The organism is Sphingobacterium sp. BS-2 (genome assembly GCF_046161205.1).
In the GTDB taxonomy this organism is placed as follows: domain Bacteria; phylum Bacteroidota; class Bacteroidia; order Sphingobacteriales; family Sphingobacteriaceae; genus Sphingobacterium; species Sphingobacterium mizutaii.
The window spans coordinates 337,552-350,335 of record NZ_JBIXGO010000016.1; the positions used below are offsets into that span (position 1 = coordinate 337,552).

The 12,784-nt window shown below is 42.9% G+C and carries 9 protein-coding genes; 5 read left to right on the forward strand and 4 right to left on the reverse strand.

Going from position 1 to position 12,784, the window contains the following annotated elements; genetic code table 11:
• The first annotated feature begins 1 nt into the window (after position 1).
• Positions 2 to 1,408, forward strand: a complete 1,407-nt coding sequence (locus ACK2WI_RS08375) for an arylsulfatase (protein ID WP_409150353.1) — start codon at positions 2 to 4, stop codon at positions 1,406 to 1,408.
• Positions 1,409 to 1,499: 91 nt separating this feature from the next.
• On the opposite strand, the gene ACK2WI_RS08380 is transcribed toward ACK2WI_RS08375, so the two are convergent.
• The gene (locus ACK2WI_RS08380; protein WP_093099082.1) at positions 1,500 to 2,123 is read right to left on the reverse strand and encodes a 7-carboxy-7-deazaguanine synthase QueE; all 624 of its coding nucleotides are present in this window, start codon (positions 2,121 to 2,123) and stop codon (positions 1,500 to 1,502) included.
• 485 nt (positions 2,124 to 2,608) lie between these two features.
• Between ACK2WI_RS08380 and thrS the strand changes: the two genes are divergently transcribed.
• The 4 genes from thrS (at position 2,609) to rplT (ending at position 5,794) form a co-directional block, all read left to right on the forward strand.
• Positions 2,609 to 4,534, forward strand: coding sequence for a threonine--tRNA ligase (gene thrS / locus ACK2WI_RS08385; RefSeq protein ID WP_093098926.1), 1,926 nt, complete (start codon positions 2,609 to 2,611; stop codon positions 4,532 to 4,534).
• Positions 4,535 to 4,546: 12 nt separating this feature from the next.
• Complete coding sequence (gene infC / locus ACK2WI_RS08390) at positions 4,547 to 5,110, forward strand: translation initiation factor IF-3 (RefSeq protein ID WP_214648496.1); 564 nt, start codon at positions 4,547 to 4,549, stop codon at positions 5,108 to 5,110.
• Positions 5,111 to 5,148: 38 nt separating this feature from the next.
• Positions 5,149 to 5,349, forward strand: coding sequence for a 50S ribosomal protein L35 (gene rpmI / locus ACK2WI_RS08395; protein ID WP_093098927.1), 201 nt, complete (start codon positions 5,149 to 5,151; stop codon positions 5,347 to 5,349).
• A 100-nt stretch (positions 5,350 to 5,449) separates the two neighbouring features.
• A complete protein-coding gene (gene rplT, locus ACK2WI_RS08400; RefSeq protein WP_093098929.1) occupies positions 5,450 to 5,794 on the forward strand; it encodes a 50S ribosomal protein L20 in 345 nt (114 codons plus the stop codon).
• Between the two features lie 968 nt (positions 5,795 to 6,762).
• Here rplT and ACK2WI_RS08405 read toward each other — a convergent pair.
• The 3 genes from ACK2WI_RS08405 to ACK2WI_RS08415 form a co-directional block, all read right to left on the reverse strand.
• Complete coding sequence (locus tag ACK2WI_RS08405) at positions 6,763 to 7,860, reverse strand: metallophosphoesterase (RefSeq protein WP_409150357.1); 1,098 nt, start codon at positions 7,858 to 7,860, stop codon at positions 6,763 to 6,765.
• Between the two features lie 88 nt (positions 7,861 to 7,948).
• Positions 7,949 to 9,709 carry a RagB/SusD family nutrient uptake outer membrane protein gene (locus ACK2WI_RS08410; protein ID WP_409150359.1) on the reverse strand — a complete coding sequence of 587 codons (1,761 nt, stop codon included), beginning with the start codon at positions 9,707 to 9,709 and terminating at the stop codon, positions 7,949 to 7,951.
• Positions 9,710 to 9,713: 4 nt separating this feature from the next.
• Positions 9,714 to 12,758: a SusC/RagA family TonB-linked outer membrane protein gene (locus ACK2WI_RS08415; RefSeq protein ID WP_409150361.1), complete on the reverse strand. Its 3,045-nt coding sequence runs from the start codon at positions 12,756 to 12,758 to the stop codon at positions 9,714 to 9,716.
• Positions 12,759 to 12,784: the final 26 nt, after the last annotated feature.

Here is a 12,784-nt window from a genome sequence, read left to right on the forward strand (position 1 = left end):
AATGCGCAAATACTCTCTTTTGATCGGGTTGCTGTTTCTCAACCTGATGCTATTAGCCCAAACCAAGAAACCTAATATTGTATTGATTCTTGCTGATGACCTTGGCTATGGGGACTTAAGTATTTATGGACAAGAAAAATTCAGCACTCCAAATATCGATGCCCTTGCTAAAAAAGGCATGCTGTTCACAGATTTCTATGCCGGTGCTCCTGTCTGTGCTCCTTCGCGATCGGCATTGATGACTGGTCAGCATACGGGGCATACTTATATCCGTGGAAACAAAGAAATCGAGCCGGAAGGTCAAGAACCCTTGGCCCAGAATATTGAAACCTTTGCCATGGCCCTGAAGGATGCTGGTTATAAAACCGGTGCTTTCGGAAAATGGGGCTTGGGAATGGTCGGAACGACTGGGGATCCATTAGAAAAAGGTTTTGATGAATTCTATGGCTATAATTGCCAAAGGCAATCCCACCGCTATTATCCGACCCATCTTTGGGACAATGAAGCGCGTGTAGATCTGAAAGGAAATGAAAACCTCATCAAGACCACGACTTATGCTCCAGACCTGATCCATCAGAAATCATTGACTTTTATCCACAATTACAAGGATGGGCCTATATTTCTGTTTATCCCAACCGTATTGCCTCATGCTGAATTAATCGTCCCTGAAGATGAGATCTTTAAAGAGTTTGATGGCAAGTTTGAGGAAAAACCTTTCAAGGGCAGCCCTTACGGACCAAATGCAGGTTCAGGCTACACTAGCCAAGCTAAACCTAGAGCTACCTTTGCTGCCATGGTTACCCGTATGGACCAGCAGGTAGGCGAGGTGGTTTCCGCATTGGAAGAAGAAGGCATGCTCGAGAATACCATTATCATCATTACGAGCGACAACGGTTCGCATAGAGAAGGAGGAGCAGATCCTGATTTCTTTAAGAGTTCTGGTCCATTCCGTGGGAATAAACGCGATGTTTATGAAGGAGGGGTAAGGACGCCCTTCATCGTACATTGGCCAGCCAAAATCAAAGGAAACAAAAAGTCTGATCATATTGGCGCTTTTTGGGATGTGGCACCCACTTTATTGGAGGTTGCCCAAGCTAAGCCATTGAAACAAACCGATGGTATCAGTTTCTTGCCAACCTTATTAGGCAAAAAAGGCCAAAAAGAACATGATTATCTATATTGGGAATTCCATGAGCAAGGTGGGAAGCAAGGCCTAAGAATCGGAGACTACAAAGCAATCCGTTTGAATGCTAAAGGAAATCCGGATGCTGAAATAGCGATCTACCATTTGCCAACGGATGTTGCTGAGCAAAATAATATCGCATCAAAACATCCTGAATTGCTGGAAAAGGCCAAAAAAATTATGGCTGAAGCCAGGACAGAAAGTGCAATCTTTCCTTTTCAATAACAAGGAATGATCAATATAAAAAGCGAAGGGCTGCCAATCTTGATTGGTAGCCCTTCGCTTTTTATATCTTATGTACGAAATGCTTTCGCCATTAAGGGATGTTCAGGTATTTGTGGGTTTGCAAGGAGATTTCCCATCTCGGATTGTCTTTTACGTAATCGATGATCAAAGGGGTCATCTCCGCAGCTTTGGACCATTCCGGTTGTAAGTAGAGCTTACAGTTGGAGCTTACGAACTTGGCATGTTCTTCTGCCCATTGGAAATCACTTTTGTTGAAAACGATCACTTTCAGTTCGCCAGCGGCACTCAAAACATCTTCCCTAGGACCTTTGAATTTTTTAGGGGATAAGCAGATCCAATCCCAATATCCCGTTAAAGGATAGGCTCCTGAGGTTTCCAAGAAAATCTTGATGCCTGCTTCCTTAAGTTTTTGCGTCAGGTAGGTCAAGTTGTACAATAAAGGTTCGCCACCAGTAATGACCACTGTTTTTGCGGGATGCTGCAAAGCGTGCTCAACGATGGTGTCGGCAGAAGTCAAAGGGTGCATTTCAGCATCCCAGCTCTCCTTTACATCACACCAATGGCAACCCACATCACAACCTCCTAAACGAATGAAATATGCTGCTTTTCCGGTGTGGTATCCTTCCCCCTGTATCGTGTAGAATTCTTCCATCAAGGGAAGAAATGTGCCGTCCTCTGGAACTTGATTTGACATGTTACTGAATTTGAGCTGCAAAAGTAGGAAAAAAATCAAGATAAATGGAATGTCCCTCCGCTGATGGACCCGCTTCCTTGTCGTTTGAAGGTCAAAAAAATGACTCATTATTCCTTGAAATTGAAAAGAGCCTTCGAGACTGGCTTTACCCTTATTCGAGGCATATTCGGAAAATTCAAAACCTGCCTCGAATAAGGATAGAATGAGGTCAGGCAATTTAGGTCAAAATAATTTGTGGAGATTTCTTGTTCCAGAGGATTGGATTTGTAACAGGGCTTATAAGGCTTGGCTATTCAGTGGAAATTCCAGCAAAAACTTTTCTGAAATGACTGAAAATAAACTTTTTTAGGTAGAAGTACATTTCGAAAAGACTAAAAATTTTCGTATTTTTGCATTGCATTAATTCAAGTAGCCTTTATAAACCAATGTAATTGTACATATTGGAAGGGTTGCAATTTTAGACAAACAATAAATCATAGTTGTAAATGATTAACATTACACTACCTGACGGTTCAGTACGTCAGTATGAAAAGGGTACAACTGCTATGCAGGTTGCCCAATCGATTTCCGAAGGATTAGCTAGAAATGTTTTAGCTGCAGAAGTAAATGGTGAGGTTTGGGATTCTTCAAGACCTATTGAAGGAGACGCTTCGGTAAAATTATTGACCTGGAATGACGATAAAGGCAAGTCTACCTTTTGGCATTCATCCGCTCACTTATTGGCAGAAGCACTAGAAGCCCTATATCCAGGGATTAAATTTGGTATCGGTCCGAACATCGAAACCGGTTTCTATTACGATGTGGATTTCGGTGACCGCGAGTTTTCTTCTGATGACTTCAAGCAGATCGAGGACAAGATGTTGGAATTGGCTAAGCAAAAAGAGGTTTTTGAGCGTAAAGCCGTATCAAAAGCGGATGCCTTGGCTTATTTCGAGGAAAAAGGTGATGAGTACAAGTTGGATTTGATCAAGGACCTGGAAGATGGTAAGATCACTTTTTATACTCAAGGAAATTTCACTGACCTGTGTCGTGGACCACATATCCCGAATACAGGATTTATCAAAGCGATAAAATTGACCAATGTGGCAGGTGCTTATTGGCGAGGTGATGAGTCTCGTAAGCAGTTGACCCGTATTTATGGGGTGACTTTCCCTAAGGCTTCGGAATTGACCGAATATTTGAAGTTTATCGAAGAAGCCAAGAAACGTGACCACCGTAAGTTAGGTAAGGAATTGGAGCTGTTTGCTTTCTCGGAGAAAGTAGGGATGGGTTTGCCATTGTGGTTGCCGAAAGGAACTGCATTGAGACAAAAACTTCAGGACTTTTTGCAAAAAGCACAGATCAAGGCTGGTTATGAGCCTGTGATTACTCCGCATATCGGTCATAAACAACTTTATATCACTTCTGGTCACTACGAGAAGTACGGTGCGGATTCATTCCAGCCGATCAATACTCCGGTAGATGGCGAAGAGTTCTTGCTCAAACCAATGAACTGTCCGCATCACTGTGAGATCTACAAAACAAAACCTCGTTCCTACAAGGAACTTCCGGTTCGTTTTGCAGAATTCGGAACTGTATATCGTTATGAGCAGTCTGGTGAATTGCATGGCTTGACTCGCGTTAGAGGGTTTACTCAAGATGATGCGCACTTGTTCTGTCGTCCAGACCAGGTGAAAGAGGAGTTCAAGAAAGTGATTGATTTGGTGCTTTATGTATTTGGAGCATTAGGTTTCAACGAGTTTACCGCTCAGATTTCACTGCGTGATCCAGAGAACAAGACTAAATACATCGGTTCGGATGAGAACTGGGCATTGGCGGAGGCGGCGATCATCGAATCGGCGACTGAAAAAGGTTTGCCTACTGTGGTTGAATATGGCGAGGCGGCTTTCTATGGTCCAAAATTGGACTTCATGGTGAAGGATGCTTTGGGCAGGAAATGGCAGTTGGGTACTATCCAGGTTGACTACAACCTTCCAGAGCGTTTTGAGCTGGAGTATACTGGTAGTGACAACATGAAACACCGTCCGGTTATGATCCACCGTGCACCGTTTGGATCCTTGGAACGTTTTGTTGCAGTTTTGATCGAGCACTGTGGAGGACAATTTCCGTTATGGCTTGCGCCTGAGCAGTTTATCATCCTGCCAGTGTCAGAAAAATATGAAGAATATGCGCAAAAACTTTTGGAATCCCTAAATAATTCCGATATTCGCGGTCTGATTGACTTGCGTGACGAGAAAGTTGGGCGTAAGATCCGTGATGCCGAAGTGAAAAAGATGCCTTACATGTTGATTGTAGGGGAGAAGGAGATGGAAAGCGGAACAATCTCAGTTCGTAAACATGGTGGGGTGGACTTGGGTTCGATCACAGCAGAGGAATTTAAAGATTTATTAATAAAAGAAATAACTGTTTAATTAAAGGAACATTTGGCAAAAAGTAACAATTTCGGCCCGAGAGGCCCGATAAGAAAAAAAGAACCAGAACATCGTATCAATGAGCACATCCGTGTTCCAGAAGTACGTTTGGTTGGTGACAATGTAGAGCAAGGGGTATTTCCGACACGTCAAGCGTTAGCATTAGCTGATGAGTTAGAATTGGATTTAGTTGAAATCTCTCCAAACGCTACGCCGCCTGTTTGCAAAATTATTGATTACAGTAAATTCGTTTACGAACAGAAAAAAAAGCAAAAGGAAATCAAAGCGAATGCGAAGCAGACGGTGATTAAGGAAATCCGTTTCGGACCGAACACCAGCGAGCATGACTTCGAGTTTAAGTTGAAGCACGCGATGCGATTCCTGGAAAGTGGCGAGAAAGTTCGTGCTTACGTACATTTCAAAGGCCGTGCAATTGTGTTCAAAGAACAAGGTGAAATCTTGTTGTTGCGTTTTGCACAAGCCCTAGAAGACTATGGTAAGGTGGAATTATTGCCTAAGTTGGAAGGAAAGCGCATGTTCTTGACATTGGCGCCCAAAACCAGCCCAAAGAAATAAGACGTATCTAACAGATTGATAAAAATTATATAAGTATTATGCCAAAAGTTAAAACCAATTCCAGCGCGAAGAAACGTTTCAAATTGACTGGAACCGGTAAAATAGCAAGAAAGAACGCTTACAAAAGCCACATCTTGACTAAGAAAACTACTAAACAAAAACGCAACTTAACTACTACTAGTTATGTGAGTGATGCTGATACAGGCAACGTAAAACGTATGCTAGCTATCGGTAAATAAGTTTAGAAAACATTTTATAACAATATTTTTTTAACCGGGTATAGGGTCGTAAGATTGCTGGAAAACGCAACGCCTTTTACCAAATTAAATTTTAAAAATTATGCCACGTTCGGTTAACGCAGTTGCTTCTAGAAGAAGAAGAAAAAGAATCCTTAAATTAGCTAAAGGCTATTATGGATCTCGTAGCAAAGTATATACTATTGCTAAAAATACAGTAGAAAAAGGTTTACAGTACGCTTACCGCGACCGTAAAACCAAAAAACGCGAGTTTAGAGCTTTATGGATTCAACGTATAAACGCTGGAGCACGTCAACACGGAATTTCTTATTCTCAGTTGATCGGTAAATTAAACGCTAAAAACATCGGCTTGAACCGTAAGGTATTAGCTGACTTAGCTTTAAACAATCCAGATGCTTTCAAAGCAGTTGTAGACGCAGTAAAATAAGTTTAAACCGCATCTTTTTGTTAGATATAAATAAAGCCATTCCGAAAGGGGTGGCTTTTTTTGGTTTTGGGAAATGCCAAAATTTCGTTGGGGCGTATCGCATACGCCCGCCACATGCATTTACAAATTATGGAGGTTTTTATGCTTTCTATTTGACGTCAAAATTCCTTTCTCCAACCAATAAAAAATGGTTTCCTTATCTTACGATTTCGGAATGACTGGCATCCCTAAAAAAACAATAAATAGATTCTTCGCTGCGCTCTGAATTCCTCGCTGGGGTCAATATATTTTTTTATTAGATGTGTTGAAACATATTTAGAGGCATTTTTTCCAATTTTCGTAGGGGCGTATCGCATACGCCCGTCGCATGCATTTACAAATTATGGGGTTCTTTGTGCTTCCTGTTTGACGTCAAAATTCCTTCCTCCAACCAATAAAAAATGGTTTCCTCATCTTACGATTTCGGAATGACTGTCATCCCTCGCTGGGGTCAATATATTTTTTGATTAGATGCGTTGAAACATATTTAGAGGTATGTTTTTCCAATTTTCGTAGGGGCGTATCGCATACGCCCGTCGCCTGCATTTACAAATTATGGAGGTTTTTATGCTTTCTATTTGACGTCAAAATTCCTTCCTCCAACCAATAAAAAATGGTTTCCTCATCTTAAGATTTCGGAATGACTGGCATCCCTTTTTAGCGCATTTTAAATTCTGAACGAATAGTGAAGAATCTGTACGCTAATAATATTTTAGATCCTGTCATCCATTATCGAAGATAATGGAACTGTACGCTATATAAACCAATTATATGTTCAAAATATAAAGCGGGCGAATGCGATTCGCCCCTACGGAAATGGGGTCAATAATAGCCAGGAAATAGCTTTCATAACATTATTTCGGCCTATCCGGCTCGAACTTCGGAATAGATCTTGGTCCATCCTCGGATCCCATCCATCCTGGTTCAAATTATTTATCTCCCAAAATGATCTCAAACTCATCATAATCTGCTTTTCTCCAAGCCATATTTTGGGTGCTGCTGGACAATGCGAACCATGGGGAAAAGGTTTTTACTTTAACGGTTTTACCATCTGGCATAAACTCCAAAATCCGGATCCAGCCGTCGCCACCACTGCCATAGGTTCCACCGCCTAAGGCTTGGGCATTAAAGGTCATTTGGCTTACATCTTTACCTGCGGAGTTCTTGTCGATACGGAAGCCTACATGTTTTCTGGGGTCGTTTGGAGCGCCTATATGCCCTGAAAACACCATTTCTATGTTCTTGGATGGCTTTACTAATTTTTCGAATACAGCGGTCCCGTAATTGGCGTCCTGCAGATCGTATTTAGCAGTCTTGATATGTTCGTTTTGATAATTGAGGTAGGCATGAGTCAATAATATGACGGTATGGTCTTGGTATTTTTTCTGTTGGACTATTTTATTGGCCCAGTTCAATACCGTATCTCTGGGAGCAAACTCGAGGGAAAGGTATAAAAATGGTTTTCCATGTGGTGATTTCCATTGATATGCGGCATTTTCTAGACTTGGGTTGCCATAGATATTCTCGGTAACCTCCCTTAGGATTTTTTGGTTTTCGCTGTTTTTATCTGGATAAAAATAATTTGGGAAGTGGGTAGTCTTTGGTTTATGGGTATAACTGAAGATATTGTAGTCATGGTTTCCTGTTGCGGTGATGTAAGGAATCTTTCCATCTAGTTTTGCAAAGGCTTTTGCAGCTGCTTCCCATTGCTGTTTGCCGGTTTGGTCCATTTTCTTAGGGTCTGGATTGATAATGTCATCGTGCTCGACTAGGTCGCCGGTGCACATGACCATCTGAATATTGAGCTTGTCTTCATTTTCAACGATCCAGTTCATCATGACATCCAAAATGGGTTGGTTCCTCTGAAACTTGACGTAGTTCTGGATATCAGGTAGGAGAACCATGGTCCAGGAACTGGAGTCGGAAAGCTGTGGCTGTTCAAAAGTCTTTTTTTCTTGTGCTATGGAGCAGGTCAAAAATGTTGCTAATAGTAAGCATAAGCTAATGATTTTCTTGATAGGGTTCATGTTTTTTTGGGATTAACTATGAAAAGCAAACGTGACCTGAGCGGGTCACGTTTGAGAAATAAAAGTATTTGTATGAATTGTAAACTTATTAATAACCTGGGTTCTGGGTCAGGTTTTTATTGGCATCCATCTCTTGTGCGGAGATTGGCCAGTACTCGTCTTTGTTTTCCTTGAAAACAACTGCTTGGGTTCCGAAGACTTTGCTTGCCACTGCATGGTTATAAACAGGGTTTGCATTTTCATCAATTCGGGTCAATACATTCTTGTCCCAAGGATTTGCCAAACGGTTCAAATAGATATGACCGTTCATGACTTGATTGGCAATGCCCCAACGACGTAAATCGTACCAACGTAAGCCATCATTTGCCAGTTCCACTTTTCTTTCATAGCGTAATGCTTGGCGCAGTTGAGCCTGTGAAAGTCCGGTTGGAAGGTTTGGCATGTGCGCACGCTTACGGATCTGGTTGATGGCATCATAAACTGTTCCGTCGATGCTGTTATCCTCAATCTTTGCCTCAGCATAGATCAACAAGAGTTCTGCATATCTGAACACCCCGACATTTAAGTCTGAGAAGCCGGAAACCGAAGTAGTTGGGAAGTCTACAAGATCGGTATGCTTGCGCCATAGGTACCCGCTGAATGAGCGGTAGGCATTGGTCGCATCGGCATTGGTCTGAGAGCTTGGTTTGTCGGATGTGCCATTGATCACGGGCCAATAGTTGTTCACTTTCGAGAAGGAAGCGTTTGGCTCAAATTGGAACCCCATAAATCTTGCGTTCGGACGAACCGTATAGAGGTCTAAACGTGGGTCTCTGTTCTCGAATGGTTTTGCCGGATTGTAGCTGGTCGATTCTGTGATGTACTTCCCGTCCAAATCTTGGAAAGAGTCGATGAAGTTTTGGGTTGGTCCCCAATAACATACTCCTTTTCCAAGTCTGGAAGCCAGGTAATAACCTTGATTATGGACATTGTCGCTGATATTGCGATTGTATTCCACGACCCATATCCATTCTTTGCTGTTTTCAAAGCCTTTATGTCCAAAGATATTGGCCACCTCTGGTTCACCTTCTTTGTGGGTCTTATTGGCAAAGTCAATCGAATTGTCAAATTCTGTCAAGGAATGGATTCCATTGGATAGGCTAATCGCTGTTTTGGCAGCTTCGCTGGCAACCTTGTACTGTTTAGCATAAAGGGCCACTCTCGCTTTTAAGGTATAGGCAGCAATGCTGGAAGCTCTGGAAAACTTGTTTCCAGCTTGTGATTGCGGAAGGTTGTCGGCAATAGCAGTCAGTTCATCCAAGATGAATTTTTCTACTTCTGCTTTTTTAGTGCGTCCCGGTAATTCATCGCCCAATTTTAATGCATTCTTCAATAGGGGTACATCGCCATACAATTCAATCAATTGTGAATAGCAATAGGCGCGGATAAATCTCAGTTCGGCATCGATTTTTTTGTAATCCGCTTCTGCCATACTGGTTTTGATGTCTCCCAATTTATCCAATACATCGTGCACTCTTCCGATCGTTTTATAGTGGGCAGCCCAAGGTTTGGTTGCCAAGGCATTATCTGTCGTAATGGAACTAGTGATGGGCGAGGTATAGTTATTTCCAGGTCTCGCATAGCCAATATCGGTGATGTTGTCCATCACGTGCCAAATTGGAGTGCTGGAGGCATCCAACAGGGTCAATCCTTTGTAGGCTCCTAAAAGTCCCATTTCAGCTTCTTTTTGGCTGGCAGGGAAGGTTTCGGACGATGGGCCGTCCAATGGCAATCGGTCTAGGTCGCAAGAGCTCATTAGCGCTGCACATAATAAACTGATTCCTATGATAGATTTTGTCTTCTTGATCATGTTCTTAAAATTTAAAGTCTAAACCAAATGTGTACACCTTAACCTGAGGGTAGAAGTTTCCTGAACCTAAGGTTACTCCGTCTTGTGCTCCTGCATTGTAATTGATTTCGGGGTCGTAGCCTTCGTAGAAGTTGGTTTTGGTAAATAAGTTCTGTCCGTTAGCATAGATGAAGATCCCGCCGATCTTGCTGTTTGCCAACCAGCTCTTCGGGATTTCGTAGCCTAACTGTACATTTTTTAATCGGAGATAAGACGCGCTTCTCATCCAGAAATCAGAGTTCTGTGTATTGTTTGTTGAGGTTACCGATACACGTGGTAGTGACGCTCCTCGGTTGTCTTCTGACCAATAGTCCAACTGCCAAGGTTTGATTGCTGAAGAATTCACGGCTGGAATCACATAGTGGGAGTCCAAGTAGCCGTTTGCTTTCGCTACACCTTGTAAGAAGGCACTGAAACGAACGCCTTTGTATCCTAGGTCTAGGTTGAATCCGTAAGTATAGCGAGGCAGGGTACTGCCGATGATTACTTTGTCAGCATCTGTGATCTTGCCATCAGGGATGGCATTGCCATTGGCATCAAAATCACCAGCGATGTCTTTGTATCTGATGTCCCCAGGTTTTAATGTACCGATTTGCTTTGGCCCATTATCGATTTCTTCTTGAGATTGGTAAAGACCGTCTGACTGGTAACCATAGATGGAATTGATTGAGTATCCCTCTTGTTGTCTCAATAGAGTTCCAGAAACTTGTCCTTTCATATCCAGGATCTTGTTTTTCACATCGGAAATATTGGCCCCGATACCTAATTTGAAATCACCGAATTGGTTGTCATATCGAACGGATGCTTCCCAGCCTTGGTTTTGTACTTTGGCAGCATTCTGGAATGGTGCATTCTTGCCGTAAAGCTCAGAAACATACAGTTTCATCAGGATCCCATCGGTTTGTTTGGTATACCAATCGAATGTAACGCTGAAATTGTTGAACAGGGATGCATCTAGTCCTACACCGGCCATGGTGGTTTCTTCCCATAATAGACCTGAGTTAGCCATGGTGTTAAGTGCAATCATTTGATCGACTGCCCCGCCCACGGAGATACTTCCTAGATTTAAGGTTTCGATGTATGGTTGGTAGGTGGTACCGATATTTTGGTTACCCAGGATACCCCACGAACCACGAAGTTTCAATTGGTTGATGGAACCCTTAAGGTCGGCCATAAATGGTTCCTCAGAGATTCTCCAGCCTGCTGAAAATGATGGGAAAGCTGCCCAACGGTTTGATTTGGCAAACCTTGAACTTCCATCATAACGAAGGTTGGCTTCTAGGAGATAGCGGCCTTTGTAATCGTAGTTGAACCTACCGAATGTTGAGACCAATAACCATTGGAATTGGTTTCCAGCATTGTTTTTGGTTTCTGTATCAGCACCGGCATTCAGGACTTCATAGGTATCATAGGTGAAATCACGACGGTAACCCATCAGGTATTTCTCGTCATAGGTCTCTCTTGAAGCTCCTAGCATCAAGCTGAAGTTATGGTCGTTGAATGATTTCTGTGCAGTTGTTTGGAAGGAGTAGCTGCCGTTGAAATAACGGTAAGCAGATTCAGTCAGTTCGGTAGATGGCAATGCGGTGCCCGCTTCGCTACCATCCTCGTAATGGGTCATTACTGCCTTTGCGAACTCGTGGATATTCCGCGTGCGGTATCTAGGCGCTGCCATTCCTGAAATACTCAACCAGTCGAATGGTTTGTAGTTGATGGACAGATTACCCAATAATTCCAGGTTGTTTACTTTTTTATTACCGCCTTCTTCGATGAAGGCTACGGGATTGTTTTTTACCCAGCCTTCTGACCAAAGACCGTTAGCCACGCGGATAGGAATATTGGTGGGCATACGGCCGATGTAATTCCAGATGGTGCCTTCATTCGCGATCTGCAGACGGTTTGTGTTTACCGCCGAAAGGTCAAAGCGGATGTTCAGCTTTTCATTTGGATTGATGTCCATGTTGTTTCTGAAGGTATATCTTTGGAACCCAGTGTTGTCTATCAAGCCGTCTTGGGAAACATAGCCAAGGGAAGGAGCGACACGGATCTTGCCCGCACCTGCATTTAGGGAAACAAAATGGTTGTGCGTGAATCCCGAACCACTTAGGATGGCTTTTTGCCAGTCGAAATTGTCTGGATTCTCTGCATATAGTTTATTGAATTCTTCAAAATCTTTTTCGCTGTAGATCACCGAACCATTATCGTTCATGTTCGCGTCGTTAAATACTTTCATGAAAGTAGCACCATCAGTCACTTTAGGGATGAAAGTCGGGTCTTGCCAACCTGTGTATCCTCTGTAGTTGAGGGCGAATTGATCTTTTCCGCGTTTGGTAGTGATCAAGATAACGCCATTTGCTGCACGGGAACCATAAATAGCTGCTGAAGCGGCATCTTTTAGGATGGAGATGTTTTCGATCAGGTTCGCATCTACATTGTCCAATGACCCAGCTACACCGTCAATAATGACAAGTGGTTCGGAATCTGAACCGCCGAATGAGTTTACTCCACGGATCCGGATCTGCCCTTTATCGCCACCTGGTGCACCAGATTGGGATGTAACCGTTACGCCCGGTGCAAGGCCCTGCAGGGCAGAGGAGGTCGATACGATTGGTCTTCTTTCAAGCTGTTCGCTATTGATAGTGGATACAGCTCCTGTTAGGTTTACCTTTTTCTGTGTACCATAACCCACCACAACCACTTCGTCCAGATTGGTCAGATCGGCTGTTAGGATAACATTGATTGTGCCTTGTTCAGTAACGGTCCTTTCGGTATTGGCATAACCCATGCTGGCGAAGACCAGAACGTCACCAGTATTGGCTTCAACTTGGTACTCGCCAGTAGATGAAGTTTGGGACAAGGCATTGAGATGACCTTTGATGCTGATGGTCACGCCTTCCAGCGGGTTTCCATCTTCGTTGGTCACTTTCCCCGAGATATTCTTTTGCTGTGCCCATAGGATTCCTATAGGTAGAAAGCACAGCAAAAAAATGAGTTGTAGTTGTTTTTTCATTTAGATGCGTATTAATAATAAATAGG

What these genes read in the sequence shown, in the direction of transcription:
- rplT (WP_093098929.1), top strand. Translation starts at nt 5,450, where the DNA reads ATGCCACGTTCGGTTAACGCAGTTGCTTCTAGAAGAAGAAGAAAAAGA.
- rpmI (WP_093098927.1), top strand. Translation starts at nt 5,149, where the DNA reads ATGCCAAAAGTTAAAACCAATTCCAGCGCGAAGAAACGTTTCAAATTG.
- ACK2WI_RS08405 (WP_409150357.1), bottom strand. Translation starts at nt 7,860, where the DNA reads ATGAACCCTATCAAGAAAATCATTAGCTTATGCTTACTATTAGCAACA.
- thrS (WP_093098926.1), top strand. Translation starts at nt 2,609, where the DNA reads ATGATTAACATTACACTACCTGACGGTTCAGTACGTCAGTATGAAAAG.
- ACK2WI_RS08410 (WP_409150359.1), bottom strand. Translation starts at nt 9,709, where the DNA reads ATGATCAAGAAGACAAAATCTATCATAGGAATCAGTTTATTATGTGCA.
- ACK2WI_RS08415 (WP_409150361.1), bottom strand. Translation starts at nt 12,758, where the DNA reads ATGAAAAAACAACTACAACTCATTTTTTTGCTGTGCTTTCTACCTATA.
- ACK2WI_RS08380 (WP_093099082.1), bottom strand. Translation starts at nt 2,123, where the DNA reads ATGTCAAATCAAGTTCCAGAGGACGGCACATTTCTTCCCTTGATGGAA.
- ACK2WI_RS08375 (WP_409150353.1), top strand. Translation starts at nt 2, where the DNA reads ATGCGCAAATACTCTCTTTTGATCGGGTTGCTGTTTCTCAACCTGATG.